The 24,281-nt window shown below is 58.6% G+C and carries 28 protein-coding genes; 12 read left to right on the plus strand and 16 right to left on the minus strand.

Going from position 1 to position 24,281, the window contains the following annotated elements:
* Nucleotides 1–326: 326 nt before the first annotated feature.
* Nucleotides 327–2,000, minus strand: a complete 1,674-nt coding sequence (locus ABVN21_RS15485) for a DEAD/DEAH box helicase (RefSeq protein WP_034150150.1) — start codon at nucleotides 1,998–2,000, stop codon at nucleotides 327–329.
* 420 nt (nucleotides 2,001–2,420) lie between these two features.
* Here ABVN21_RS15485 and ABVN21_RS15490 point away from each other — a divergent pair, with 420 nt between their 5' ends.
* Nucleotides 2,421–3,212 carry a crotonase/enoyl-CoA hydratase family protein gene (locus ABVN21_RS15490; RefSeq protein ID WP_339552768.1) on the plus strand — a complete coding sequence of 264 codons (792 nt, stop codon included), beginning with the start codon at nucleotides 2,421–2,423 and terminating at the stop codon, nucleotides 3,210–3,212.
* A gap of 110 nt (nucleotides 3,213–3,322) precedes the next feature.
* Here the strand turns inward: ABVN21_RS15490 and ABVN21_RS15495 are convergent, their stop codons facing one another.
* Complete coding sequence (locus ABVN21_RS15495; protein WP_339552767.1) at nucleotides 3,323–4,078, minus strand: spermidine synthase; 756 nt, start codon at nucleotides 4,076–4,078, stop codon at nucleotides 3,323–3,325.
* A gap of 161 nt (nucleotides 4,079–4,239) precedes the next feature.
* Between ABVN21_RS15495 and ABVN21_RS15500 the strand changes: the two genes are divergently transcribed.
* The gene (locus ABVN21_RS15500; protein WP_339552766.1) at nucleotides 4,240–5,586 is read left to right on the plus strand and encodes a class II 3-deoxy-7-phosphoheptulonate synthase; all 1,347 of its coding nucleotides are present in this window, start codon (nucleotides 4,240–4,242) and stop codon (nucleotides 5,584–5,586) included.
* 112 nt (nucleotides 5,587–5,698) lie between these two features.
* Here the strand turns inward: ABVN21_RS15500 and ABVN21_RS15505 are convergent, their stop codons facing one another.
* Nucleotides 5,699–6,928, minus strand: a complete 1,230-nt coding sequence (locus ABVN21_RS15505) for a winged helix-turn-helix domain-containing protein (protein ID WP_339552765.1) — start codon at nucleotides 6,926–6,928, stop codon at nucleotides 5,699–5,701.
* Nucleotides 6,929–6,992: 64 nt separating this feature from the next.
* Nucleotides 6,993–7,208 (minus strand): DUF1127 domain-containing protein, encoded by a 216-nt coding sequence (locus tag ABVN21_RS15510; RefSeq protein WP_339552764.1) that lies wholly within the window; start codon nucleotides 7,206–7,208, stop codon nucleotides 6,993–6,995.
* 95 nt (nucleotides 7,209–7,303) lie between these two features.
* Here ABVN21_RS15510 and ABVN21_RS15515 point away from each other — a divergent pair, with 95 nt between their 5' ends.
* Entirely contained in the window at nucleotides 7,304–8,158 is an 855-nt protein-coding gene (locus ABVN21_RS15515) for a LysR substrate-binding domain-containing protein (RefSeq protein ID WP_339552763.1), read from the plus strand.
* Here ABVN21_RS15515 and ABVN21_RS15520 read toward each other — a convergent pair.
* Nucleotides 8,148–8,897, minus strand: a complete 750-nt coding sequence (locus ABVN21_RS15520; protein ID WP_339552762.1) for a sulfite exporter TauE/SafE family protein — start codon at nucleotides 8,895–8,897, stop codon at nucleotides 8,148–8,150. The genes ABVN21_RS15515 and ABVN21_RS15520 overlap by 11 nt on opposite strands.
* 110 nt (nucleotides 8,898–9,007) lie before the next feature.
* Here ABVN21_RS15520 and ABVN21_RS15525 point away from each other — a divergent pair, with 110 nt between their 5' ends.
* The 4 genes from ABVN21_RS15525 (at nucleotide 9,008) to ABVN21_RS15540 (ending at nucleotide 12,311) form a co-directional block, all read left to right on the plus strand.
* Complete coding sequence (locus ABVN21_RS15525) at nucleotides 9,008–9,964, plus strand: LysR family transcriptional regulator (protein ID WP_339552761.1); 957 nt, start codon at nucleotides 9,008–9,010, stop codon at nucleotides 9,962–9,964.
* A gap of 68 nt (nucleotides 9,965–10,032) precedes the next feature.
* A complete protein-coding gene (locus tag ABVN21_RS15530; protein ID WP_339552760.1) occupies nucleotides 10,033–10,494 on the plus strand; it encodes a MarR family transcriptional regulator in 462 nt (153 codons plus the stop codon).
* Between the two features lie 350 nt (nucleotides 10,495–10,844).
* Nucleotides 10,845–11,264 carry an organic hydroperoxide resistance protein gene (locus ABVN21_RS15535; RefSeq protein ID WP_339552759.1) on the plus strand — a complete coding sequence of 140 codons (420 nt, stop codon included), beginning with the start codon at nucleotides 10,845–10,847 and terminating at the stop codon, nucleotides 11,262–11,264.
* A 33-nt stretch (nucleotides 11,265–11,297) separates the two neighbouring features.
* On the plus strand, nucleotides 11,298–12,311 hold the full coding sequence (locus tag ABVN21_RS15540) for an alpha/beta hydrolase (RefSeq protein WP_339552758.1): 1,014 nt from the start codon (nucleotides 11,298–11,300) through the stop codon (nucleotides 12,309–12,311).
* Nucleotides 12,312–12,487: 176 nt separating this feature from the next.
* Here the strand turns inward: ABVN21_RS15540 and ABVN21_RS15545 are convergent, their stop codons facing one another.
* Together ABVN21_RS15545 and earP are read right to left on the minus strand one after the other, a co-directional pair.
* A complete protein-coding gene (locus ABVN21_RS15545; protein ID WP_007943632.1) occupies nucleotides 12,488–13,057 on the minus strand; it encodes an elongation factor P in 570 nt (189 codons plus the stop codon).
* 48 nt (nucleotides 13,058–13,105) lie between these two features.
* Complete coding sequence (earP, locus tag ABVN21_RS15550; protein ID WP_339552757.1) at nucleotides 13,106–14,248, minus strand: elongation factor P maturation arginine rhamnosyltransferase EarP; 1,143 nt, start codon at nucleotides 14,246–14,248, stop codon at nucleotides 13,106–13,108.
* A 125-nt stretch (nucleotides 14,249–14,373) separates the two neighbouring features.
* Here earP and ABVN21_RS15555 point away from each other — a divergent pair, with 125 nt between their 5' ends.
* Both ABVN21_RS15555 and ABVN21_RS15560 read left to right on the plus strand, forming a co-directional pair.
* The gene (locus tag ABVN21_RS15555) at nucleotides 14,374–14,784 is read left to right on the plus strand and encodes a hypothetical protein (RefSeq protein WP_339552756.1); all 411 of its coding nucleotides are present in this window, start codon (nucleotides 14,374–14,376) and stop codon (nucleotides 14,782–14,784) included.
* 2 nt (nucleotides 14,785–14,786) lie between these two features.
* On the plus strand, nucleotides 14,787–15,269 hold the full coding sequence (locus tag ABVN21_RS15560) for a transcription elongation factor GreAB (protein WP_339552755.1): 483 nt from the start codon (nucleotides 14,787–14,789) through the stop codon (nucleotides 15,267–15,269).
* A gap of 6 nt (nucleotides 15,270–15,275) precedes the next feature.
* Here the strand turns inward: ABVN21_RS15560 and cysB are convergent, their stop codons facing one another.
* From cysB to ABVN21_RS15585, 5 genes are all read right to left on the minus strand, one after another.
* On the minus strand, nucleotides 15,276–16,250 hold the full coding sequence (gene cysB / locus ABVN21_RS15565) for an HTH-type transcriptional regulator CysB (protein ID WP_007899921.1): 975 nt from the start codon (nucleotides 16,248–16,250) through the stop codon (nucleotides 15,276–15,278).
* Between the two features lie 113 nt (nucleotides 16,251–16,363).
* The gene (locus tag ABVN21_RS15570; protein ID WP_339552754.1) at nucleotides 16,364–16,867 is read right to left on the minus strand and encodes a universal stress protein; all 504 of its coding nucleotides are present in this window, start codon (nucleotides 16,865–16,867) and stop codon (nucleotides 16,364–16,366) included.
* A 94-nt stretch (nucleotides 16,868–16,961) separates the two neighbouring features.
* Entirely contained in the window at nucleotides 16,962–17,867 is a 906-nt protein-coding gene (locus ABVN21_RS15575) for a 5'-nucleotidase (RefSeq protein ID WP_339552753.1), read from the minus strand.
* 25 nt (nucleotides 17,868–17,892) lie between these two features.
* The gene (locus tag ABVN21_RS15580) at nucleotides 17,893–18,846 is read right to left on the minus strand and encodes a putative 2-dehydropantoate 2-reductase (RefSeq protein ID WP_339552752.1); all 954 of its coding nucleotides are present in this window, start codon (nucleotides 18,844–18,846) and stop codon (nucleotides 17,893–17,895) included.
* Nucleotides 18,843–19,229 (minus strand): thioredoxin family protein, encoded by a 387-nt coding sequence (locus ABVN21_RS15585; RefSeq protein WP_339552751.1) that lies wholly within the window; start codon nucleotides 19,227–19,229, stop codon nucleotides 18,843–18,845. The genes ABVN21_RS15580 and ABVN21_RS15585 overlap by 4 nt, the downstream gene beginning before the upstream one ends.
* Here ABVN21_RS15585 and ABVN21_RS15590 point away from each other — a divergent pair.
* Nucleotides 19,228–19,671, plus strand: coding sequence for a PilZ domain-containing protein (locus ABVN21_RS15590; protein ID WP_339552750.1), 444 nt, complete (start codon nucleotides 19,228–19,230; stop codon nucleotides 19,669–19,671). The two genes, ABVN21_RS15585 and ABVN21_RS15590, sit on opposite strands and share 2 nt — an antisense overlap.
* 128 nt (nucleotides 19,672–19,799) lie before the next feature.
* Nucleotides 19,800–20,876, plus strand: a complete 1,077-nt coding sequence (locus ABVN21_RS15595; protein ID WP_339552749.1) for a 3-deoxy-7-phosphoheptulonate synthase — start codon at nucleotides 19,800–19,802, stop codon at nucleotides 20,874–20,876.
* A 72-nt stretch (nucleotides 20,877–20,948) separates the two neighbouring features.
* Here ABVN21_RS15595 and ABVN21_RS15600 read toward each other — a convergent pair whose 3' ends face one another.
* Complete coding sequence (locus ABVN21_RS15600) at nucleotides 20,949–21,236, minus strand: GNAT family N-acetyltransferase (protein WP_020800382.1); 288 nt, start codon at nucleotides 21,234–21,236, stop codon at nucleotides 20,949–20,951.
* 639 nt (nucleotides 21,237–21,875) lie between these two features.
* On the opposite strand from ABVN21_RS15600, the gene oprI reads away from it, so the two are divergent.
* Nucleotides 21,876–22,127, plus strand: a complete 252-nt coding sequence (gene oprI, locus ABVN21_RS15605) for an outer membrane lipoprotei OprI (protein WP_003199355.1) — start codon at nucleotides 21,876–21,878, stop codon at nucleotides 22,125–22,127.
* A 124-nt stretch (nucleotides 22,128–22,251) separates the two neighbouring features.
* Here oprI and ABVN21_RS15610 read toward each other — a convergent pair whose 3' ends face one another.
* The 3 genes from ABVN21_RS15610 to ABVN21_RS15620 all read right to left on the minus strand — a co-directional run bounded on the left by ABVN21_RS15610 (nucleotide 22,252) and on the right by ABVN21_RS15620 (nucleotide 24,281).
* A complete protein-coding gene (locus tag ABVN21_RS15610) occupies nucleotides 22,252–23,223 on the minus strand; it encodes a L,D-transpeptidase family protein (protein ID WP_339552748.1) in 972 nt (323 codons plus the stop codon).
* A gap of 102 nt (nucleotides 23,224–23,325) precedes the next feature.
* Nucleotides 23,326–23,619, minus strand: coding sequence for a hypothetical protein (locus ABVN21_RS15615; RefSeq protein ID WP_003226812.1), 294 nt, complete (start codon nucleotides 23,617–23,619; stop codon nucleotides 23,326–23,328).
* Nucleotides 23,620–23,675: 56 nt separating this feature from the next.
* The gene (locus ABVN21_RS15620) at nucleotides 23,676–24,281 is read right to left on the minus strand and encodes an arylesterase (RefSeq protein ID WP_339552747.1); all 606 of its coding nucleotides are present in this window, start codon (nucleotides 24,279–24,281) and stop codon (nucleotides 23,676–23,678) included.

Below are 24,281 nucleotides of genomic sequence, written 5' to 3' on the forward strand. Positions count from 1 at the left end.
TCGGTTGGATAACCAATACGGAAGCACCGCACCAATCCTGTGCAGTAATCGCCCCAAACCGATCGCCCCCGCTTCATTGCAAGGCGCAGTTGTCGCCTATCACCAGCATAGCCAGAGTTGATTTCACTGCCCGTTGGTTGGTGCGGATAATCCGTTTACTCACTGATTCAGTGATCCCTCTTCCCTTTTAGCCGCCTGTTTTGGGCGGTTTTTTTTGTCCTTTGGAAATGTTGTGAAATAAAAGCAGGAATAAAAAATCGCAGGCAAAAAAAATCCCCGAACCAGTCGGGGATTTTTTATGTTCGATCAATCAGCCCGGAGGCGGATCAATCTTCGCGATAGCGACGCAGCTTCAACTGCTTACCGGCAACGCGAGTGTCCTTCAGCTTGGTCAGCAACTTCTCCAGACCATCTTCCGGCAGCTCAACGAGGCTGAAGCTGTCACGCACCTGGATGCGACCGATCGCTTCACGCGCCAGACCACCTTCGTTGAGGATTGCGCCCAACAGGTTCTTGGCAGCGATACCGTCACGCGCGCCCAGCGCGGTACGGCAACGAGCACGGCCTTCGCCCAGTGGCATTGGTGCGCGACGCTCGCGGTCACCACGCTCAGGACGATCACCGGAACGCTCTGGACGATCGCCACGCGGTGCGTTGTTCGGCACCAGTGGACGTTCTTTCTCGATAGCGGCCAGGTTCAGCGCTTGACCGTTGGTAGCTTTGCGCAGCAGGGCTGCGGCCAGGGCACGCGGGCTGCAACCGATGTCGGCGGTCAGGCGATCGAGCAGATCACCGTGGGTCGACTCAGCTTCAGCCACCAGCGGCGACAGGCTGTTGGTCAGTTTTTTGATGCGCGCATCCAGAACAGCTTGAGCGTCTGGCAGACGAACTTCAGCAACCTTCTGACCGGTAACACGCTCGATCACTTGCAGCATGCGGCGCTCACGTGGAGTCACCAGCAGCAGCGCACGACCTTCGCGACCGGCACGGCCGGTACGGCCGATACGGTGAACGTAGGATTCCGGGTCGTACGGCATATCCACGTTGAACACGTGAGTGATGCGCGGAACGTCCAGGCCACGAGCGGCAACGTCGGTCGCAACAACGATGTCCAGACGGCCATCCTTGAGGGAATCGATCACGCGCTCACGCTGGTTCTGGGCAATGTCACCGTTCAGCGCAGCGGCTTTGTAGCCTTTGGCTTCCAGGGCGCTGGCCAGGTCCAGGGTCGCTTGCTTGGTACGCACGAACATGATCAGCGCGTCGAAATCCTCCACTTCCAGCAAGCTGAGAACGGCAGAAGTCTTCTGGTCAGCGTGAACCAACAGGTGAGCCTGTTCGATCGCGGTAACGGTCTGGGTCTTGGTCTGGATCTTCACGTGTTGCGGATCGCGCAGGTGGCGTTCGGCAATGGCACGGATCGACTGCGGCAGGGTGGCCGAGAACAATACGGTCTGACGGGTTGCAGGCAGAGCCTTGAAGATAACTTCCAGGTCGTCCATGAAGCCCAGTTTGAGCATTTCGTCGGCTTCGTCGAGAACCAGGTGGTTCACGGTCGCCAGTACTTTTTCGTCACGACGCAGGTGGTCGCACAGACGGCCCGGAGTGGCGACAACGATTTGTGCGCCATTACGGATTGCTTTCAATTGTGGGCCCATCGGCGCGCCGCCGTAGACAGCCACAACAGTTACGCCCGGCATTTGCTTGGCGTAGGTTTCGAAAGCGGTTGCAACTTGTAGCGCCAACTCACGAGTTGGGGCCAGGATCAGGGCTTGCGGTTCGCGCTTTGCAGGATCGATGCGATGCAGGATCGGCAGGGCGAACGCAGCGGTTTTACCCGTACCGGTTTGCGCCTGACCAATCATGTCGTGACCGGCCATGATGATCGGGATCGATTGCTGCTGAATAGCCGATGGCTCTTCGTAGCCAGTCGCGGTGACGGCTGCAAGAATATTCGGATTAAGATTAAAAGCGGCGAAGCCGCCGGTTTCCTGGGTCATGGGTCTGCCTCTAAGTGCATCCGCAAAGACCCATGCTCCAAAGCTGCGCGTGCCGTGTTGAGACTCAAGAGTCGCCCTGGCAGCTTTGTCGGCGGGGATTTGCGAAAACGAATGAATGAAAAGAATCGTCAAGGGAGAGTCCGCAGTACGGACGTGCAGCCGAAGCTGACTTCGGGGAATTGCTCTACCTAAACGCGGCCCGGCTAAAGGCCGGCGCGCACTATACCGGAATTTGCCGAAAAAGGGAGCTTTTTTTATCGCAAAACTCCTGCGTACGGCGTTCTGTCACAGGCTTTGCGGATAATCGTGCAAGCGTCTATTTTTCAAAGGCCCGGCCCTGCGGGCGAAGGCGCTAAAACGGTTCACCTTCAAGACACAGACCTTTGGTCTGATCGCCCTTTCCCGCCCGAGGAATGCACCATGAAAGAGCTCGACACCTGTCGCGTGAGCCGTGAAAAACGTGGTCATGTGGTGTTGATCGGCCTGGACCGGGTCGCCAAACGCAACGCCTTCGATCTGGACATGCTCAATGAATTGAGCCTGGCATACGGCGATTTCGAAGCCGACAGCGACGCTCGAGTGGCGGTGGTGTTCGGCCACGGCGAACACTTCACTGCCGGGCTGGACCTGGTCAACGCAAGCGCCGCGCTGACCGAAGGTTGGCAGGCGCCGCCCGGCGGCTGCGATCCATGGGGTGTGTTCGTCGGGCCGAGGGTCAGCAAACCGGTGATCGTCGCCGCGCAAGGCTATTGCCTGACCATCGGCATCGAATTGATGCTGGCAGCCGATATCAACCTGTGCGCCAGCAACACTCGATTCGCGCAGATGGAAGTGCAGCGGGGCATCTTTCCCTTCGGTGGCGCCACCCTGCGCCTGCATCAGGTGGCCGGTTGGGGCAACGCCATGCGCTGGATGCTGACCGGAGACGAATTTGATGCGCATGATGCCTTGCACTTGGGCCTGGTGCAGGAAGTCATGGCCAGCGAGGATTTGCTACCTCGGGCGTTAGAACTGGCCGAGCGAATCGCCCGGCAGGCGCCGCTGGGGGTTCAGGCGACGCTGAAGTCTGCGCGACAGGCTCGATATGAAGGGGAAACGGCGGCGGCGCAAGGGTTGCCGGAGCTGGTGAAGAAGTTGCTGACCAGCGAGGATGCGCAGGAGGGTGTGCGGTCGCTGGTGGAGCGGCGGCCCGGAATCTTCAAAGGCATTTGAGATTTGCATCGGATTTGATGGCCTCATCGCGGGCAAGCCCGCTCCCACAGGTTTTGTGAGCACCGCAATTACTGTGGGAGCGGGCTTGCCCGCGATGAGGCCGGAACAGTTTACGTCGCGGGGCGAATTGCCTTGATCAATGTCTGCAACGAATACCCCAACCGCGGCGCCAACGCTTCAGCCCGGGCAATTAGGCCTTCTATATCCAGCTCCTGATCCAGTTCCGAAGGCACGATCAAAATCACATTGCCCTCCTTCACCGGCAACTCCCAGTAATGCCGATGGTAGAGCCCGCGCAGCAACGCGGCGCCCAATGGCTTGCCATCATCGGTAGCCCACTGATTGATCACCAGCCAGCCACCCGGGTTCAGGCGTTTCTGACAGTTTTCCAGGAATGTCCAGGCCAGATGCCCGACACCCGGACCGACGTCGGTATAGAGGTCGACGAAGATCAGGTCTGCGGGTTCGGCGGTATCAAGCAAGTCCAGCGCATCGCCCACGCGGATGTACAGACGCGGATCGTCGTCCAGCCCCAGATACTCGATGGCCAGGCGCGGTACGTCTGGGCGTAGCTCGATGGCTTCGACATCTTCCAGCGGCAGGAACTTGAGGCAGGCCTGCGTCAGCGTGCCGGCGCCGAGGCCAAGGAACAGCGCGCTTTCCGGCTGTTCGTGGCACAACGCGCCGATCAGCATTGCCCGTGTGTAATCGTACTCGAGCCAGCTCGGATCGGCGGTGAATACGCAGCTCTGTTCAATGGCGTCACCGAACTCGAGAAAACGGTAATCAGCCACTTCCAGCACACGAATCACGCCGAACTCGTCCTGCACCTCGGCGAGCAAATGCTCGACGCGCTCCTCAGTCATTTCGTCTCCTGATCGTTGCCGGGCCTTCTTGGGCAAACAGCAACGCGATACACCGCAACATGAAGCGGCAAAGGCGCGATTGTCCGCGAAGCAACGGGAACAGGTCACGCACTAATTTGCTGATAACATGAACGCCCGAGCGTAAAACAACAGAGACCGTGATGAGCCAACCCTGGAGCCCTGACAGCTGGCGCGCCCTGCCGATCCAGCAGCAACCCCAATACCCTGACGCAGCGCATTTGCTGCACGTCGAGCAAACGCTGGCCAGCTATCCGCCGCTGGTGTTTGCCGGTGAAGCCCGGGAATTGCGCCGTCAGTTTGCCGAAGTGACCCAGGGTCGAGCGTTTTTGCTGCAGGGCGGCGACTGCGCCGAAAGCTTCGCCGAGTTCTCCGCCGCGAAGATCCGTGACACCTTCAAAGTGTTGCTGCAAATGGCGATTGTCATGACCTTCGCGGCCGGTTGCCCGGTGGTCAAGGTCGGGCGCATGGCCGGGCAATTCGCCAAGCCGCGCTCGGCCAACGACGAAACCATCGACGGCGTGACCCTGCCGGCCTACCGTGGCGACATCGTCAACGGCATCGGTTTCGACGAAAAAAGCCGCGTGCCGGATCCGGAACGTTTGCTCCAGTCCTACCACCAGTCCACCGCGACCCTTAACCTGCTGCGTGCCTTTGCCCAGGGCGGGTTTGCCGACCTGCATCAAGTGCACAAGTGGAACCTGGACTTCATCGCCAACTCGGCCCTGGCGGAAAAATACAGCCACCTGGCTGACCGCATCGATGAAACCCTGGCCTTCATGCGCGCCTGCGGCATGGACAGTTCGCCACAACTGCGCGAGACCAGTTTCTTCACCGCACACGAAGCGCTGCTGCTGAACTACGAAGAAGCGTTCGTGCGTCGCGACAGCCTGACCAATGACTATTACGACTGTTCGGCGCACATGCTCTGGATCGGCGACCGCACCCGTCAACTGGACGGTGCCCACGTCGAGTTCCTGCGCGGGGTGAACAACCCGATCGGGGTCAAGGTCGGCCCGAGCATGAACACCGATGACCTGATCCGCCTGATCGACATTCTCAACCCTGACAACGATCCGGGTCGCCTGAACCTGATTGCGCGGATGGGCGCAAACAAGGTCGGCGATCACCTGCCGCAACTGATCCGCGCGGTGCAGCGTGAAGGCAAGCAAGTGCTCTGGAGTTCCGACCCGATGCACGGCAACACCATCAAGGCCAGCAGCGGCTACAAGACCCGCGATTTCGCGCAGATTCTGGGTGAGGTGAAGCAGTTCTTCCAGGTTCACGAAGCCGAAGGCACCTATGCCGGCGGTATTCACATCGAGATGACCGGGCAGAATGTGACCGAGTGCATTGGGGGCGCGCGACCGATTACTGAAGATGGTTTATCGGACCGTTATCACACCCATTGTGATCCGCGGATGAATGCCGATCAGTCGCTGGAACTGGCGTTTTTGATTGCTGAAACCTTGAAACAGGTTCGACGTTAAGTTGCGTCGCCTCTATCGCTGGCAAGCCAGCCCCTACAGGATTTACGTTGTGCGGCGCTAGTGCGTACGGCACAACATCCGTAGGAGCTGGCTTGCCAGCGATGGCGTCAGGTCAGTCGATACCGGCTTGGGTGAAGGCCACCCGCAACCGATCCGCACTGGCCCGTTGGCAATTCAACTGAACCTGCGCCAGCCCCAGCCAATCCGCCATCCGCCGCAGATTCACCGCCAACGCCAACATCCCCTCTTCGTCCAGCCCCGGCTCTTCCTCGTGCACCGCATGCACCGCCAACCGCCCCGCTGCCCGCTCGGCTCGCAGATCAACCCGCGCAGCAATCCGCTCATTGTGCAAAAACGGCAAGACGTAATAGCCATAGACCCGCTTGTCCTGTGGCGTGTAAATCTCCAGTCGATAGCGAAAGTCGAACAACCGCTCGGTGCGGCTGCGCTCCCAGATCAGCGAGTCGAAGGGTGAAAGCAATGCGCTGGCTTCGACCTTGCGCGGCACCTTGCACTCAGGCAGGCGATACGCCGGTTGCCGCCAGCCCTGGACTTCGCATGTGAGCAACTGACCCGCCTCGACCAGTTCCGCCAGACGCGGGCGACTGTCGGCCGGGTTCAAGCGAAAATAGTCCCGCAAGTCTTTCTCGGTGGCCAAGCCCAAGGCTGCTGCCGCGTGCAGCAACAGACCACGCTGGGCCTCAGCCTCGCTGAGCAAGGACTGCGTCAGAATGGCCGAGGGAATCACCCGCTCCGGCAAGTCATAGAGCCGTTCAAATCCGCGCCGCCCGGCCACGGTCACTTCACCGGCGGCGAACAACCATTCCAGCGCATGCTTTTCCGCGCTCCAGTCCCACCAAGGCCCCGCCCGTTCCTGGCGGGTAGACAAGCTGCCGGCGCCCAATGCGCCCCGCTCCTCAACCGAAGCCAGCACCTGACGAATGGTGTCCTGCTGCTCTCGGCCAAAACGTGCCAATTGCTGATAGATGTCTTCGCCGCGTGTTGCGCGCTGCATGCGCCAGCGCATCAATGGGTACATGGACAAGGGCAGCAATGAAGCTTCGTGGCCCCAGTATTCAAACAGCGTGCGACGTCGCCCCGAACTCCAGGCAGCCTGGTCGAGCAAGTCAGAAGAATAGGAACCTAATCGGGAAAACAACGGAAGGTAGTGCGAACGCACCAATGCATTGACGGAATCGATCTGCAAAATGCCCAGCCGTTCGATCAGACGGTTGATCTGAACCGGTTTGATCGTCGCTGGCGACTGGCGCCCGTTGAACCCTTGGGCGACCAGTGCCAGACGCCGAGCCTGTTTGAGGGTAAAGGACAACGTTGCGGGCATGGGCATCTCCTTGTCTGCTCGCAACCTACCTCACCGGTAAGTGGTTTGTGTAGCGATGCCATCATCATTTATGCATCGGGTCGTTCCAGAACGGCTTGATCGACTCGTGCTCTACATCCGCACGGCTCATGCCGATGTCTTTCAGTGCTTCATCGCTCAAGCTTGCCAGCAGTTCGCGCTCGCGATGCAGCTCGTACCAGCGGCTGATCTTGTGCAGCAGATCGGATATCAAGTGAACCGAATGGTGCTCTGCGCCGTGAAACTCATGTTGACCTTTCATCTTGTTGCCCTCCGTTTGGATGGCTTCAGTCTCGCCCCAGGTCTAAGATCAATCCAACGAATGTTTCTGATGTTACACATCTCGGAGATTGATGAATGTCTGCCTACCCGAGTATCGACACCGAAGTGCTGCGCACCTTTGTCGCCATCGCCGACCAGGGTGGCTTTACCCGCGCAGGCGAGCAGGTCAATCGAACCCAGTCGGCCGTCAGCATGCAGATGAAGCGTCTGGAAGAGGACGTGCTACAGCGCCAATTGTTCCAGCGTGACGGCCGGCAAGTGAGACTGACCGCGGAAGGCCAGGTGCTGCTGGGTTATGCCCGGCGCATCCTCAAGTTGCACAGCGAAGTGTTCAACACTCTGCGCGAGCCACACATGGTCGGCATGGTGCGCATCGGCACGCCGGATGATTACGTGATGCGGTTTCTGCCAGGGATTTTGCGACGGTTTGCCCAGTCGTATCCGCTGATCCAGATTGAAGTCCACTGCGAATCATCAAAACAATTGCTGTTGCGCCAGGATCTTGACCTGACCATCGTCACCCGCGAACCGGGCAACGAGATTGGTCAGTTGTTGCGCAAAGAGCGATTTGTCTGGGCCGAGGCGCAATGCTTCAACGCCCACGAGCAAACCCCGCTGCCGCTGGCAATGTTCAACAGCGATTGCTTCTGCCGCTTGTGGGCCTGCAACGCCCTCGATGCGATGGGGCGCGATTATCGCGTGGCGTATAACAGCGACAGTCTGTCGGCGATCATGGCGGTGGTCAGTGCCGGCCTGGCGGTGACCGCGCAACTGGAAAGCCTGGTCACTTCGGACATGCGCATTCTGGGTGAAGCCGAAGATCTGCCGGTGTTGCCCGAGGCCAGCATCATGCTGTTGCGCAACCTGCACAATCCGTCGCCGATTACCGAGTGTCTGGCCGAACACATCGTTGAAGGCTTCAAACTTTAAAGGCGAGCATCACCGCGCAGAGCACCAGAAAGCCGCAGAATAACGAACGCAGTAAGTGTTCCGGCATGGCGTGGGCGACTTTCACACCCCAACTGATGCTCATCAGACCGCCAATTGCCAAAGGCACACCGATCATCCAGTCCACTTGATGGTGCACGGCATAAGTGACCAGGGTGACGCCCGTGCTCGGCAACGCCAGCGCCAGCGACAAGCCCTGCGCCACCACTTGAGTGGTGCCAAACACACTGGTCAGCACCGGTGTCGCCACAACCGCCCCGCCCACACCAAACAACCCGCCCATGGTGCCGGATGCCGCGCCCAGCACACCGAGCCACGGCCACGAATAGTTCATCTGCGCAGAAGCGGGCGCACTGGCAAAGAACATTCGCACCAGGTTGTAGGCTGATAGCGCGATCAGGAACGCCACAAATCCTACGCGCATGGTTTGCGCATCAATGCCCACGGCCCAGATTGACCCCAGCCAGGCAAAACAGAATCCCATCGAGGCCAGTGGCAATGCGTGGCGCAACTCGATGCGGACGCGTTGGTGATAGCGCCACAGCGCCAGCATCACATTCGGCACCACCATCACCAGTGCCGTGCCTTGGGCAATCTGCTGGTCAAGACCAAACAGTACACCCAGCAGCGGAATGGCGATCAACCCGCCGCCAATGCCGAAAATGCCCCCAAGGGTTCCCAGCGCCGCACCAAAGACCAGATACAACAAAAACTCAATCACAGCGATTCCCCTACGTTGTAGGCTTTTCATCCTACGCAGATGGTTCTGGCAGGGAAACGCACAGCAACGCACAATGGCTGTGCCAATCTCGCACAAGCGTTGAAGTCCATATGAATCCGAATCAACTGACCGACCAACTGGGCTTGTTTCTGGACGTGCTGGAAACCGGCAGTTTTTCTGCCGCATCGCGCCGTCATCCGCTGACGCCTTCGGCAGTGGCTCGGCGCATCGACAGCCTGGAACATGCCGTGGGCAGCAAGTTGTTCATTCGCAGCACTCACGCCGTGCGCGCAACGCCTGCGGGACAGGCGTTTGCTGAGCGGGCACGACGGATCGTTGCCGAATTGCGCTTGGCCAGAGCGGAGGCCGTATCCCTCAGCAGCGCGCCAGAAGGTTTGATTCGGGTCGATGCACCGGCAGCCTTCGGCCGAAGGCATTTGGCACCCGTGATAGCCGACTTTCTGACGCTCTATCCGGGCCTCGACGTGCAACTGCACCTGATCGACAGTTTTGTCGACATGCAAGGCTTGAACCTGGGCAAGGTCGATCTGGTGCTACGCGCCGGGCAACTGGCCGACACCCGGCTGGTCGCCACGCCTTTGGCAAGCATAGTGCGCATTGCCTGCGCCAGCCCCGATTATTTGCAGAGACGCGGTATACCAACCGATCAGGCGCAGTTGGTAGAACATGACGGACTGGACTGGGACGGTCTCGCCCCGCCCTTCGCCTGGCGCTTCGAACGGGACGGCCAGATGCAGATGCACCGTCCTTCGCGCATCCGCATGAGCGCCAACAATGCCGAGGCACTGGCCTGCGGTGCATTGGCGGGTTTGGGCATCGCGCACCTACCGACCTGGCTGGCCAGCGAATACTTGTTGCGAGGCGAACTGTTGCCCTTGTTCTGCGAAAACGGCCTGCCCAAACCAGAAAGCGCCGGCATCTATGCCCTGCGTCTAGAGCAACAACCTAACTCCCGTAGCCGCTTACTCCTCGAATATTTGAAAACCCGCTTCAGCCCGATCCCGCCGTGGGACCTGGTGCTGCAAACCCATCTGGGCCGCCACTGATCCAGAATTGTCTGGCGCCTTAAAGATTTGCCCGCTAGATTCTGAAGATCACTGATCAAGGCTTCGAAATGACCACCAAGCGCAACCCCCCGGACACCTGCGATGACCTGCTGCTGGACAATCAGGCCTGCTTCGCCCTGCACTCCACTTCGCTGATGATGACCAAGGTCTACAAACCTTTGCTGCAGGCGCTGGGCCTGACCTATCCGCAGTACTTGGCGATGATGGTGCTGTGGGAACAGGATGGCTTGACTGTAGGCGAAATCAGCGCGCGCCTGTTGACCGATCCCGGCTCGCTGACGCCGTTACTCAAACGCCTGGAAGTAGAAGGCTTGCTCAGCCGCACCCGCAGCCGTGAAGACGAGCGCGTGGTAATCGTCGAACTCACCGAACAGGGCCGCGCACTGCGCGACAGAGCACGGGACATTCCCCAATGCATCCTCGGCGCCAGCGGCATGACCCTGGAGCGATTGCAGAAGCTACAGGCGGAGCTGCAAGAGCTGCGTCGTCACCTGCAAGACAACGTCTGATCTTCAATCCACTGAAGATCCCCGTGTGGGAGCGAGCCTGCTCGCGATAGCAGTGTCACATTCGGCATCTGTACTGACTGACACGCCTCCATCGCGATCAGGCTCGCTCCTACATTTGTCCTGCGTTAAAGCACAACACCAGGGTCGCTCCCTCCTGCTGTAAAAAAATCCCTCATCGATAGCTCTAACTCAAGCCTTCCAAGCGAACACCATCATCGCGCTTCTATTTTTTTCAATCTTCTTCAAGAATTTATCTTGCGCACTAAACATTAGCGCGATACATTCATCTCGCACTTACTTAGCGCGCAAACATTTAGCGCAAACAAATCAAATCGAACGAGGCTTTCACCATGCAAACTCTCTACACCGCAGTTGCAACTTCCACCGGTGGCCGTGACGGTCGTGCGATTTCCAGTGACAACATTCTCGACGTCAAACTCGCCACGCCGAAAGAACTCGGCGGTGCTGGCGGCGCGGCAACCAACCCTGAGCAACTGTTCGCCGCCGGCTACTCCGCCTGCTTCATCGGCGCGCTGAAATTCGTCGCGAGCCAGACAAAACGCAACATCCCGGACGACGCCTCGATCACCGCCCATGTCGGCATCGGCCAGATCCCCGGCGGTTTCGGTCTGGACATCGACCTGCACATCAGCCTGCCCGGCCTCGAACAAGCCGACGCACAAAGCCTGGTCGACGCAGCCCACCAAGTCTGCCCGTACTCCAACGCCACCCGTGGCAACGTTGATGTGCGTCTGCACGTTACCGTCTAACCGCTGACTTCCAGGCCCGAACAGGAAATGAACATGCACACTTTCAGCAAAGTCTTGACCGGTACCCTTCTCGCCCTGTCCATCCACAGCGCATTCGCCGGCGACGTTGAATACAACACCCAGGCGTTTCTTGATGTGCTGAATGCCGGCACCGGTAAACCGATGGAGCAAATGACGCCTGCCGATGCGCGCGCCGTGCTGGTGGGCGCGCAGGCCGGGGTCAAGCTGACGCTGCCAAAAGCCGACGTCAGCGAGAAGACCATTCAAGTCGACGGCCAACCGCTGAGCCTGACCATCGTCCGGCCGGCCGGGGTCAAGAGTGAGCTGCCGGTGTTCATGTTCTTCCACGGCGGTGGTTGGGTCCTGGGGGATTTTCCGACCCACGAGCGACTGGTTCGCGACTTAGTAGTGGGTTCAGGTGCGGCGGCGGTTTTCGTCAACTACACCCCATCGCCGGAAGCCCATTACCCGGTGGCGATCAACCAGGCTTACGCCGCGACTAAATGGGTGGCCGAGCACGGCAAAGAGATCAACGTCGATGGCAAACGCCTGGCCGTGGCCGGCAACAGCGTCGGCGGCAACATGGCAGCCGTCGTCGCACTGATGGCAAAAGACAAGGGCACGCCAGCCATCAAGTTCCAGGTTCTGCTGTGGCCGGTGACCGATGCCAACTTTGAAACCGCCTCCTACAACCAGTTTGCCGAGGGCCACTTCCTTACCAAGAACATGATGAAGTGGTTCTGGGACAACTACACCACCGACGCCAAGCAGCGTAACGAGATCTACGCCTCGCCGTTGCGGGCCACCACCGCACAACTCAAGGGCCTGCCACCCGCCCTGGTGCAAACGGCCGGCGCCGATGTGCTGCGAGATGAAGGTGAAGCCTATGCGCGCAAACTCGACGAAGCCGGCGTGCCGGTGACCTCGGTCCGCTACAACGGCATGATCCACGATTATGGGTTGCTGAACGTGGTGAGTCAGGTGCCGGCAGTGCGTTCGGCGATGTTGCAGGCGTCCGAAGAGTTGAAACAACACCTGAAGAAATAACACCCTTGCCTGTAGGAGCCCGGCTTGCCGGCGATGGCGCCCTTGAGACCGCCATCGCCGGTAAGTCGGGCCTACAGGTTTCGCGTTGTGCCGTAGTTAATGTCCGCACCACACATTTAAACAGGTACAAAAAAGCCCGACTCAATGGTCGGGCTTTTTCATTCCTGAAGCAGTGCTTATTTAGCACGGCCTTTGTAGGAACCGCCTTCGCGGGTATCGATCTCGATCATGTCGCCGATTTCGATGAAGTCAGCAACCGACAGTTCGGTACCGTTCTTCAGTTTGGCAGGCTTCATTACCTTGCCGGAAGTGTCGCCGCGAGCGGAACCTTCGGTGTAGTCAACCTGACGCACGATGGTGGTCGGCAGTTCTACGGAAACCAGACGCTCTTCGAAGAAGATCGCTTCGCAAACATCGGTCATGCCTTCTTCAACGAAAGGCAGAACGGCTTCGATGTCTTCAGCGTTCAGCTCGTACATGGTGTAGTCGGTGGTGTCCATGAACGTGTAGGTGTCGCCGCTGATGAAGGACAGGGTCGCTTCTTTGCGGTCGAGGATTACGTCGTCCAGTTTGTCGTCGGCGCTGTAAACGATCTCGGTCTTGTAACCGGTCAGCAGGTTTTTCAGCTTGGTCTTCATGATCGCGCTGTTACGACCCGACTTGGTGAATTCAGCTTTCTGAACCAGCCAAGGATCGTTTTCGAGACGGATCACGGTACCGGGTTTCAGTTCTTTACCAGTTTTCATTGCGAATATCCGAATTTGGATGGGATTTACAAAAATCTAGGCCGCGTATCATATCCAATTTACATAAAACTGTACCAGCGCTGCGGCAAGATCGGCCTGCAAGGCCTGTTCCAGACACCACGAATCAGCGTGTTTTTGCAGCTCTGGCCAGTGTTTGCGGGTCGATTGCCAGTGATCGGACATTTTCTCACCGGCATTCCACGCCCGCCAGAGACCGCTCATCGCCTCGCGAGCCTGAGGGGAAAGCGCTTGCGTATAGATCGCAAGGAAGGCTTCCAGCTTTTCCAGATGGACATCTTCTTCCTGCTGATAGATATGCCAGAGCAACGGCCGGCCGGCCCACTGGGCGCGGACAAATGAATCCTCACCACGCACGGCATTGAAATCGCAGCACCACAGCAAGTGGTCGTACTGGTCCTGTCGGACGAACGGCAGCACTTGCACGGTCAAGCTATCGCGCACGTGCAGCGCACCGGCCGCCAGCCCCTGCAACCCTAGCCAACGCTCGACATCTCCGAGAATCCGCCCTTCCGGCACCAATAGATGAGTGGGCGTCGAATCGCCGGCCAACGTATCCAGCCAACTGGTCAGTCCGGTGTTTTCGTAGGCAAACAGTGAGATCAGTTGCGCGCCTTTGGCGCGATCAATCCCCAAGCTCTGCAGGAAGATTCCTTGCGCCTCGGGATCTTGCTGAAATGCCCTGCGACGCTCGAGCAAGCCGCTTTCACGCAGCAAGCCACCGGTGCCTTTGCAAAACCCCGGGAAGAAAAAGAACTTCTGTACATTCTTGTACTTCACCGACGGCAAGCCATGGCAGCCGACCACCCAGTCCTCGGCACTCAGGTAATCGAGGTTCATCCACAGCGGCGGTTTTTCCCGCTCAGCCATGGCGTCCATATAGGCACTCGGCAGTTGACAGGCAAACGCGGCGATCACCACATCAGCCGCATCGGCAGGCTGCCAGTCGGCCGGCCACTGCCGCACTTCAACACCTTGCTGCCATTGCTGCGATGCGTGGGGATCGATTTCCGGGCAGAGGCGTTCGAACGCGCGCAAATCATCGACCCACAAACGTACCGCCAGCGAATGCTCGGCCACCAGTTGCCGGGCCAGGCGCCAGGTCACGCCGATGTCGCCAAAGTTGTCGACCACAGTGCAAAAAATATCCCAGCGGGTTTTCGTTTCAGGCATTCCAGGCTCCCGTTGGCAAAGGCAACGATTGTCCGCATAAATTACTCCGCGCAGAAGAGCCGACGACGATTAATCTTCGTGCGACAATCGCCCAACGCCCGCGACCCCACCGCCAGGAGGCAGCCATGCCCTACCGCTCAACCCCGCGCCGTTCTTTGCCGATTCAACTCAACGCTCTGCAACTGACCGGCAGCATCGCCCTCGGTTTATGGCTGGGGTTCATCGCAATCGCGCTGACCTGCTGGCTGGCTTCACGCTTTCTGTTCAATGAACAAATGGCCCCCGTGGCCCACGCCATCGAGCATCTGGCCACTCCGCCCGTGGTGGCGCAACCGGTGCCGGATATCCCGCCACAAAGTCCTATTTTTGAACAGTACGAAGAAAACCTGCGCAAGAACGAGCAGGCACAACGACTCGATCAAGCGCGCAGCAGCAACCGCAATCTGTCGAACCCCAAATGCCAGTTCTGGCTGCAACAGGACCAGACGGCACCGAGCGAAAAAAGCCGCGCCAACGTCCTGCAATTCTGCGATTGATCATGAACAAACAAACTGTCCACCAACTGATTCTCGACAAACTGCGGATCGATCTCGACATCGCCGAGCGCGCTGCGCAAACGGCCTACGAGACCGCGACCCACGAAGAAAACATCGCCGAAAACAAGTACGACACGTTGGGACTGGAAGCGTCTTATCTGGCCGCCGGGCAGGCCAAGCGCGTCGAGGAAATTCGCCAGTCATTGGCGCTTTGCCAGAACCTTGCGCTGCGCCCTTACGACAAACAGCGCGGTATTGAAGTCGGCGCGCTGCTTGGCCTGGAAGATGAAAAGGGTCGCGAGCAGTGGCTGTTTCTGGCGCCTGATGCGGCAGGCTTGAAGGTCGATCTGGTGGGGCAGTTGATTACCGTCATCACCCCGCGCTCGCCGCTGGGCAAAAGCCTTCTGGGCAAGTTCGAAGGTGATGAGGTGGAGATTCTGGTGGCGGGTGCTCGGCAACAGTTTGCTGTCACCGAGGTTGTTTAAACGGGCTTAGTGGACAGGCAGTTCAACGCCGTCGAACAGCTCTTCCAGTTCCTGCTTGTTGTGGCACTGGATGGCTTTGGCCATGACTTCGCGAGTCAGGTGCGGGGCAAACTTCTCGATGAAGTCGCACATGAAGCCACGCAAGAAAGTGCCGCGACGGAAACCGATCTTGGTGATGCTGGATTCGAACAACTCGCTGGCATCGAGTACCACCAGGTCGCTGTCAAGTTTGGTGTCGACCGCCATTTTCGCCACGATGCCCACGCCCAGTCCCAGGCGAACATAAGTCTTGATGACGTCGGCGTCGGCTGCGGTGAACACTACTTTCGGCGTCAGGCCGCGATGGCTGAAGGCTTCGTCGAGTTTCGAACGGCCGGTGAAACCGAACACGTAAGTCACGATCGGGTATTCGGCCAGGGCTTCGAGGGTCAGCTTCGACAGCTTGGTCAGCGGGTGACCCTGGGGCACGACCACGCATCGGTTCCAGCGGTAGCACGGCATCATTACCAAATCGCCGAACAACTCCAGCGCTTCGGTGGCAATGGCGAAATCCACGGTGCCGTCAGCGGCCATTTCCGCGATCTGCATCGGCGACCCCTGGTGCATGTGCAGGGCAACGTCCGGGTATTGCTTGATGAAATTGCTGATCACCGGTGGCAACGCATAACGCGCCTGGGTGTGGGTGGTAGCGATCGACAGGGTGCCTTTCTTCTCGTTGGAGAATTCCTGGGCGATCTGCTTGATGCTTTCAACCTTGCGCAGGATCTCGCCAGCGGTGGTGATGATGCGTTCGCCGGCCGGGGTAACGCGAGTCAGGTGCTTGCCGCTGCGGGCGAAGACTTCAACCCCTAACTCGTCTTCCAATAGACGGATCTGCTTGCTGATGCCTGGCTGCGACGTATAGAGGCTTTGGGCTGTAGCGGAAACGTTGAGGTCGTGGTGCGCCACTTCCCAGATGTAGCGCAATTGTTGAAGCTTCATATGAATCCCTCAAAGCAGATAGACGCCACGGGCATCAGCGACGGTATATAACTATATTAATGGTTTGAAGAATAAATCTAGAACTTTTTTAGCAGATTGCCACTATTCGCGTTCTAGCGATCCCCTTGGCGACGACGTTGCACCAGCGGCACGAGGTAAACCGGCACTTTGGACAACTGCAGTACCCGCGCGGCGGTCCTCCCCAAAGGCGTTTCTGCTCCGGCACCATGGCTGTGACTACCTACGATCAGTAAATCCACGGAGAGTTTCTGTGCCTGGTCGAGAATCACCTGCGACGGATCGCCCTGCAGCACGCGTACTGCCTGAATTCGTTCCAGATCATGCTCGCCCTCCTCCCCCAACTCTTCGCGAAAACTGTCGAGCACCCGCTGCTCGATATTGGCGATGACCGTGTTCAGGCCCTGACTGTGAAACTCGTTCAGCGCCTGCTCGTCCAGGTAACTCTGCAACACCGATTCGGCAAACAAACCCATGGGTTCTACTGCGTGTACCACGTACAGGTCAGCATTGAATGTCCGGGCCAGTTCCAGGGCGTGCTGCATCACCACAGGCGCGTACAGGCCGAGGTCAGTGGCATACAGCATCGAACGAATCATATGACCTCCCTTGTGCCGACGTGACGGAGATTTGATTCAGCTTAGCAGTGCCTTGGCGAGTACGACGGCCCGCGTAACGCGTTGAACCGTGGGCTTAAACCTTTAGCTCGTTGCTTATGCCATGGGGCACATGGCCGGTAGCGACAACTTCCCGGGCCAACTCGCAATGACCGGCCTGGTCATCGAAAAACACGTCGGCGGCGAAGGCTTCGAGGAACGCCGACTTGGTCAACCCCCCGAGGAACAGCGATTCATCCAGACGGATGTCCCACTCGCGCAAGGTACGGATTACCCGTTCATGGGCGGGCGCCGAACGCGCCGTCACCAGTGCGGTGCGGATCGGGCAGGCGTCATCCGGGAATTCGCGCTGCAACAGATTGAGCGCGGCGAGGAAGCCCTTGAATGGCCCGCCGCGCAAGGGCTCGCGCGCTGCTTCCCGTTCGCTGGCCTGGAACGCTTCCAGACCACCAGCCTGATAGACGCGCTCCGATTCGTCGGAAAACAGCACCGCATCACCGTCGAAGGCAATGCGCAGTTCATCGCTGGCCGCGCGGCTGGCCCCACCCGAGAGAATGGTCGCGGCAGCGAACCCGGCGTCGAGTGCACTGCGCACGTCTTCGGCATGGGTCGACAGAAACAGGTCGCAACCGAAGGCCTTGAGGTACGGATATGGACTGCGCCCGCCGACAAACGCCGCGCGGGAAATCGCCAGCCCGTAGTGATGGATCGAGTTGAATACCCGCAAACCGGTGTCGGCACTGTTGCGCGACACCAGGACCACCTCGACTCGGGCGCGGCCCAGGCTGGTATTGAGGTTGAGGAGTTTTTGCACTAATGGAAAGGCATCGCCGGGTTCGAGGATTTCATCTTCGTGTTCTATCTGATATTGCCGGTAAGCCTCGACGCCACTCGACAGATACACTTTGTGGCTTTCACTCAAATCGAACAGTGCGCGCGAAGAAATCGCCAGCACCAGCTTGTCGTCGATAGTCTTTGCCATGCCCTTCTCCCTCAGGTAAATCGACCTACCGATTGCGTCGATCGATAAAACTCAAACTGCGATACAACGCCTCGATACGCGGCATTTCACACCCTGCCGCTTTGGCCGCCGCCAGTGGACGGGCGTAAATGGCCGCCAGTTCCAACGGTCGCTTTTGCAGGAAATCGTGGTACATGCTCGGCCAGTAGTCGGGCATTTTTTCGGTCACCATAAACAGGTGTTCGGCATATCCAGCCGGAATCTCGTGACCGCAAGCGATGGCGCCCTGAACCACTTCGGCCATCAGTGCCTTGACCATTTCCCGGCTATCCGCGTCGGCCATCAGCGGCGTGGTGCTTGCCCCCAGTAAAACCGACAGACCGTTATAAGGAATATTCCAGACCAGTTTTTGCCAGCGCGCCTGATGCAGGTTTGCCATGCCCTGGGAGTCGATGCCCGCAGCGCGGAATAGCCCGACGCCCTCTTCGACTATCGCCGTGCGTCCCAAGATATCTGCGGGACCGCTGTGGTAACCGACATGCACCGCGCCGAGTGCCTGATGGGTGATGATGCCGGGGCCTTCACGATGCACGCAGATATAGCAGAGCCCGCCGAGCACATGCAGGGAATCAGGAAGAAACTCGCGCAAGGTGTCTTCTACGTCCAGGCCATTCTGCAACAACAGCACTTTGGCATTCGGCGCGGCAGCTTGGAGAATCGCGGGGGCCAGGTCCGCATTGCTGGTGGTTTTCGCCCCTACCAGCAGCCAGTCGCACGGCGGCATGTCTTCGGCTGCCGAATAGGCCTGGACCGGATTCAATGTCATGGCACCGTGAGGTGCACTGTCGACTTGAAGCCCTCGCTCGGCCACGGCGGAAAACTCACTGCGCAACAGGAAATGCACATCAAAACCGGCACGCGCCAGCATTACCCCGTAAAAACCGCCGATTGCACCGGTCCCGATAATACCGATAGTCGGTTTGGCACCTGCCCCCATCATGGCAACTCCTCTGCTGTTCGACCCAGCGCCTGACGTATCGCCCGATTGAGCTCGGTGGCCGTCAGGCGCGAATGCAATGCCCCGAAGAACTCGCCGTCGCGCACAACAAACAGCGCCGGCAAATGAAAGACCTGATAACGCTCGACCACCCCACCGTTGTTTCCGGCATCGATCCAACACAGTCGATCGACGGCCAGATCGAGCGCCGGCAACCGCTCGCGGGCAAAACGGCAACTGGAACAGCCAACGCTGGTGAAAATCACCAGCGATACACCGCCCATCGTTAGCAGCCGTTGGTCGGCGTCGAAATCGGTCAGTTCCAATTCGACCACTATACTGCGGGAAACAATGTCAGATGGCCGACACAGGGAGTCCGTGTTCATGGGACGTTTTATTCCTCATCCTGACGATGTGCCCGTCGAATTAACGTTGCTGTCACCTGAGTGTATTTCACGGCAACAACTGCACACTACCAGCCTCGGGGGCATGGCTTGCAACTATCACCGCGCCTGGCGCCACGGCACGGCACTCGAAGTGCGCATGCCGACCTTGAATCCCGATTTACGCATCCTGGGCTATGTCGCCTGGTGTCTGCGACGCAAGCATGGCTATCTGGTGGGCATCGCTTTCGTCGATGAGCAGACGCTGTTCAGCGCCCGAATGGGCGAGCAGGTGTGCCAGATCGAGCGCTACTGCCGCCAACATGACGCACATAACGACCTTCAGGAGATTCAGGCCCTGGCGCTTGAATGGGTCCAGGAACATGCCGACGAGTTCTCCCACGACTCGGTCCACAGGCAATTTGCGCAGTCAATGCTGGATTAAAGCGCCGCTTGCCCATTGTCGAGCCACGGTGTAACGCGCTAAGGTTCGGCTCCCCGACGCGCTTAATTTGCTGTGCTCCGCCGCGCGGGTTCGCTGGCGGCCGGCACCCGTGACCTGACGAGTAAACGATGGCTGATTTACCGATCAACGACCTAAACGTCGCCTCCAACGAGACGCTGATCACTCCCGATCAGCTCAAGCGCGATATCCCGCTGAGCGACGCTGCCCTGCGCACCGTCACCAAGGGCCGCGAAGTCATTCGCAACATTCTCGATGGCACCGACCATCGCCTGTTCGTGGTCATCGGGCCTTGCTCGATCCACGACATCAAGGCAGCGCATGAATATGCCGAGCGCCTGAAGGTTCTCGCCGCGGAAGTGTCCGATACCTTGTATCTGGTCATGCGCGTGTATTTTGAAAAACCACGCACCACCGTCGGCTGGAAAGGCTTGATCAACGACCCGTACCTGGACGACTCGTTCAAGATCCAGGACGGTCTGCACATCGGTCGTCAATTGCTGCTGGACCTGGCCGAAATGGGCCTGCCAACCGCCACCGAAGCGCTCGACCCGATTTCTCCGCAATATCTGCAGGACCTGATCAGTTGGTCGGCCATTGGCGCGCGCACCACCGAATCCCAGACTCACCGTGAAATGGCGTCCGGCCTGTCCTCGGCGGTCGGCTTCAAGAACGGCACCGACGGCGGCCTCACCGTCGCGATCAACGCCCTGCAATCGGTTTCCAGCCCGCACCGCTTCCTCGGTATCAACCAGGAAGGTGGCGTGTCGATCGTGACCACCAAGGGCAATGCCTACGGTCACGTCGTGCTGCGCGGCGGCAACGGCAAACCGAACTACGATTCGGTCAGCGTCGCCCTTTGCGAGCAGGCGCTGGACAAAGCGAAGATCAAGCCCAACATCATGGTCGATTGCAGCCACGCCAACTCCAACAAGGACCCGGCCCTGCAACCTCTGGTGATGGAAAACGTCGCCAACCAGATCCTCGAGGGCAACCAGTCGATCATCGGCCTGATGGTTGAAAGTCACCTGAACTGGGGCTGCCAGGCGATCCCGAAAGACCTCGCCGACCTGCAATACGGCGTGTCGATCACCGATGCCTGCATCGACTGGACCGCTACAGAGAACACCTTGCGCAGCATGCATGCCAAGCTCAAGGAAGTGCTGCCGAAACGCGCTCGCACCTGATCGCGCTTTTCGCCAGACAAAAAAACGCCGGGCTCAACCCGGCGTTTTTTTATGCGTTCGTTTTGTTGAAGCTTATTGGCTCAGCTTGGCGGCGTGCCGCTGGTGACGCTCCATGTAGCGCTCGACGTAGGAGCACGATGGAATGACGGTGTAGCCCATTTCCTCGGCGTACTGCAGCGCCTGCTCGGTCAGTGCTGCCGCAATGCCGCGACCACGCAGTGCGTTAGGCACAAACGTGCGATAGATATCCAGGGTCTGTTTTCCCAGATCCATATAAGTCAGGTAGGCACGATGACCGTCCACATTGGTCTCGAACTGATGACCAGCCTGGTCATGGTGGATGGACAACGCCTCGCTCATCACTACTCCTCGCGGGTCTTGGATTCCGACCCCTACCTTACCGATGTTTTTCCGGCGAAGGAACATCTACGCCACCCCGTGCCTGAATCGACACCGAGAAGAGCTGCACCAATCTCGCGCAACCGAGCACGTACAAATAGTAGGCACCATTGGCAAAAATGCTCAAGGTACGCTCGTCATCACGCAGGTTGGCGGGTGCTGCTCCGGGTCACGCAGGAAAGGCTTCGACCAAAGATTCCCCGAGGTCGATAGCCTGAACATTGCCGGATGTTGAGACTTAAGACGAGCGCTCTATCTTAAAGTCACCAGAACATGGAGAAAGATATGAGAGGCATCGCGCAAAATCCGAACAAAAGTGTAGACGAATCCATCTAGACAGACTTTAGCCAAGGCTGGAAAAAAGAGCTTTTAGCGCGGGGAACTTTTCCTTGGCGGCTCGCTCAGATCGGGCCTTGCAGCTGGATATTTTTTAAACAACGCAGTTAAAAGTTGCTCGAAAAAGAATCAACGCCTACAATTTTTTTTGCTTCTTGCTTTACGTCAGTTTACTTACGACAAGTAATGGGTAGTATGTACGCCGGCTAATTCCTCACTCTGAGGAGATAGCTAATTAATGGAAAGTCCTTGAAGGGGAACACGATGAACAACGTTCTGAAATTCTCTGCTCTGGCTCTGGCCGCAGTTCTGGCTACCGGTTGCAGCAGCGCATCGAAAGAAACCGAAGCACGTCTGACCGCTACTGAAGACGCAGCAGCTCGCTCCCAAGCTCGTGCAGACGAAGCTTACCGTAAAGCTGATGAAGCTCTGGCTGCTGCTCAAAAAGCACAACAGACTGCTGACGAAGCTAACGAGCGTGCTCTGCGCATGCTGGACAAAGCTAGCCGCAAGTAATAATCCTTCGGGATTGTTATCAAGCCGACCCATTTTTTGGGTCGGCTTTTTTATTGCCTGGCGCTTTGTCCCGGCAATAAAAAACCCGCCGGGGCGGTCAGCCTCGGCGGGTTCTTTTCAAGCATTACTGCAGCGGGTCGATCGGCGCACTCGTGACCATCGACGTCGAAGTATTCGGCACGGCGATTTCCACCGGCAAGCCGTCTTCAGCAGCGACAACGTCACGCACCACATCCCAGTTCATGCGCAGGTTGTTGGTGATGTCTTCACGCTTGAGCATCGCGTTGATGACGGCGGTGTGCTTGTCGACCACTGACGGGTTGCCATTGTCATCCAGCGGCGTGTGCGCTTCGAGGTAGACCTTGCCACCACTCACCCCGAATTTGTACGGATCGTTGATGATCCGCACCGACGTACCGACCGGCACCATGCTCGCCATTTCCAGCACGTTGTTGTTGAACATACGGAAGCAGCCGTGGCTGGTACGCATGCCAATACCGAACTTCTTGTTCGAGCCGTGAATCAGGTAGCCAGGCGTGCCCAGATTGAATTTGAACGGCCCCAACGGGTTATCCGGGCCAGCCGGCACCACATTCGGCAACGGATCACCATCGGCGAGGTGCTCAGCCTTGATCGACGCTGGAGGCGTCCAGGTCGGGTTAGGCGTTTTTGCAGTAATGGTGGTGTGCGCGATCGGCGAGCCCCAGCCCTCACGACCGATACCCAGCGGGAACGTGTACACCACATTCTTGCCTTTCGGGTAGTAGTAGAGACGGTATTCAGCCAGGTTGATCACGATGCCTTCACGCGGCCCTGGCGGCAGGATGAAACGGGTCGGCAAAATGATTTCGGTACCGGCGCCCGGCAACCAGGCGTCGACGCCCGGGTTGGCCGCGACCATTTCCGTATAGCCCAGATCGTAGGTGGTACCAAGGTCGGCGAAGGTATCTTCGTACTTGGCCTTGACGACTTGCACCTGGCCGACGATGTCTTCACCGGGCGGTGGCAGGGGCAGCTCCAATGCTGCGGCAGGACCTGCTACACAGAGGGCGGCAAGTGTCAGGCAGCGGGTGACGGCAGGAAAGCGCGGCAACATCCGGAAAATCCTTCGCATGATCAACAGAGGGTATAGGCGCCGGATTGTACACCGCCGCTCGTATATTCGGGGAGTTGGCCGATAGCTAGCTATCTTTGACCCTTAAAGCTCGAACCGCAGTTCTGGCCAGATCGGCGATGTGCCGCGCTTTTGCGACTCGAGAATGGCCCGGCACAGGGAGCACAGGCGCTGATCCTGGAACACCCGGCGATCGACGCTCGACCAGCGTGGTTGTGCCGGCAACAGGCTGCCGCACAAGGTCCGGTCGGCCGAGCCGCCCAGTTCCAGCTGACGAGTCACCAGATGTACCCGCACTTCCTGGCAGGCGAACAGATCCAGCTGTTCGTCAGGCTCGATCAGTTGATAGGCAAAAAGTGACCAGGCGGGACGCGGCATCGGGGGCTCCAAATCGGGGGCGCCACCTTAGCCGAAAGCCCGCGCCTAGAAAAGAGTCATAACAGCGGTTTTAAGGTAGGCCAGACATTATCCAGCAACTTGTCCTGAGCCCCGGCTGCCGGGTGTATGCCATCGGCCTGCATCAAGTCCGGATGACCACCCACGCCTTCGAGAAAAAACGGCACCAGCGGGATTTTCTTGTCGCTCGCCAGGTTGCTGTAAACATCAGCGAAGGCCTTGGTGTATCGCGCGCCATAATTAGGCGGCAACTGCATGCCGAGCAGGAGCACTTTGGCGCCACTGGCGCGGGAGCTGTCGATCATCGAAGCAAGATTTTGTTGCAATTGCGTTGGCAGCAGTCCGCGCAGTCCATCGTTGCCACCCAACTCAAGGATAACCAGCTCCGGCTTATGCTCTGCAAGCAGCGCCGGCAGCCGCACCTGGCCTCCGGCACTGGTGTCGCCGCTGATGGACGCATTGACCACCTTATCGTCGAAACCTTCGTGCTTGAGCCGTTGTTCGAGCAACGACACCCACCCCAAGCGGGTATCCAGGCCGAAACCGGCGCTGATACTATCGCCAACGATCAGGACTGTACCCGCCGCTGCGTTCTGGGCCATGCACATCAAGGCCAGGCCAGCACTCAAAAACCACACACGCAT

Origin of the sequence: Pseudomonas sp. MYb327 (genome assembly GCF_040438925.1) — a bacterium.
Taxonomy (GTDB): domain Bacteria; phylum Pseudomonadota; class Gammaproteobacteria; order Pseudomonadales; family Pseudomonadaceae; genus Aquipseudomonas.

Coding starts and splice junctions, on each gene's coding strand:
- ABVN21_RS15620 (WP_339552747.1), bottom strand. CDS start 24,281: ATGCGTGTGTGGTTTTTGAGTGCTGGCCTGGCCTTGATGTGCATGGCC.
- ABVN21_RS15555 (WP_339552756.1), top strand. CDS start 14,374: ATGCCCTACCGCTCAACCCCGCGCCGTTCTTTGCCGATTCAACTCAAC.
- ABVN21_RS15560 (WP_339552755.1), top strand. CDS start 14,787: ATGAACAAACAAACTGTCCACCAACTGATTCTCGACAAACTGCGGATC.
- ABVN21_RS15515 (WP_339552763.1), top strand. CDS start 7,304: ATGTCTGCCTACCCGAGTATCGACACCGAAGTGCTGCGCACCTTTGTC.
- cysB (WP_007899921.1), bottom strand. CDS start 16,250: ATGAAGCTTCAACAATTGCGCTACATCTGGGAAGTGGCGCACCACGAC.
- ABVN21_RS15580 (WP_339552752.1), bottom strand. CDS start 18,846: ATGATGGGGGCAGGTGCCAAACCGACTATCGGTATTATCGGGACCGGT.
- ABVN21_RS15615 (WP_003226812.1), bottom strand. CDS start 23,619: ATGCCGCGTCCCGCCTGGTCACTTTTTGCCTATCAACTGATCGAGCCT.
- ABVN21_RS15595 (WP_339552749.1), top strand. CDS start 19,800: ATGGCTGATTTACCGATCAACGACCTAAACGTCGCCTCCAACGAGACG.
- oprI (WP_003199355.1), top strand. CDS start 21,876: ATGAACAACGTTCTGAAATTCTCTGCTCTGGCTCTGGCCGCAGTTCTG.
- ABVN21_RS15540 (WP_339552758.1), top strand. CDS start 11,298: ATGCACACTTTCAGCAAAGTCTTGACCGGTACCCTTCTCGCCCTGTCC.
- ABVN21_RS15585 (WP_339552751.1), bottom strand. CDS start 19,229: ATGAACACGGACTCCCTGTGTCGGCCATCTGACATTGTTTCCCGCAGT.
- ABVN21_RS15590 (WP_339552750.1), top strand. CDS start 19,228: ATGGGACGTTTTATTCCTCATCCTGACGATGTGCCCGTCGAATTAACG.
- ABVN21_RS15530 (WP_339552760.1), top strand. CDS start 10,033: ATGACCACCAAGCGCAACCCCCCGGACACCTGCGATGACCTGCTGCTG.
- ABVN21_RS15575 (WP_339552753.1), bottom strand. CDS start 17,867: ATGGCAAAGACTATCGACGACAAGCTGGTGCTGGCGATTTCTTCGCGC.
- ABVN21_RS15510 (WP_339552764.1), bottom strand. CDS start 7,208: ATGAAAGGTCAACATGAGTTTCACGGCGCAGAGCACCATTCGGTTCAC.
- ABVN21_RS15570 (WP_339552754.1), bottom strand. CDS start 16,867: ATGATTCGTTCGATGCTGTATGCCACTGACCTCGGCCTGTACGCGCCT.
- ABVN21_RS15545 (WP_007943632.1), bottom strand. CDS start 13,057: ATGAAAACTGGTAAAGAACTGAAACCCGGTACCGTGATCCGTCTCGAA.
- ABVN21_RS15525 (WP_339552761.1), top strand. CDS start 9,008: ATGAATCCGAATCAACTGACCGACCAACTGGGCTTGTTTCTGGACGTG.
- ABVN21_RS15535 (WP_339552759.1), top strand. CDS start 10,845: ATGCAAACTCTCTACACCGCAGTTGCAACTTCCACCGGTGGCCGTGAC.
- earP (WP_339552757.1), bottom strand. CDS start 14,248: ATGCCTGAAACGAAAACCCGCTGGGATATTTTTTGCACTGTGGTCGAC.
- ABVN21_RS15490 (WP_339552768.1), top strand. CDS start 2,421: ATGAAAGAGCTCGACACCTGTCGCGTGAGCCGTGAAAAACGTGGTCAT.
- ABVN21_RS15500 (WP_339552766.1), top strand. CDS start 4,240: ATGAGCCAACCCTGGAGCCCTGACAGCTGGCGCGCCCTGCCGATCCAG.
- ABVN21_RS15600 (WP_020800382.1), bottom strand. CDS start 21,236: ATGAGCGAGGCGTTGTCCATCCACCATGACCAGGCTGGTCATCAGTTC.
- ABVN21_RS15485 (WP_034150150.1), bottom strand. CDS start 2,000: ATGACCCAGGAAACCGGCGGCTTCGCCGCTTTTAATCTTAATCCGAAT.
- ABVN21_RS15495 (WP_339552767.1), bottom strand. CDS start 4,078: ATGACTGAGGAGCGCGTCGAGCATTTGCTCGCCGAGGTGCAGGACGAG.
- ABVN21_RS15610 (WP_339552748.1), bottom strand. CDS start 23,223: ATGTTGCCGCGCTTTCCTGCCGTCACCCGCTGCCTGACACTTGCCGCC.
- ABVN21_RS15505 (WP_339552765.1), bottom strand. CDS start 6,928: ATGCCCGCAACGTTGTCCTTTACCCTCAAACAGGCTCGGCGTCTGGCA.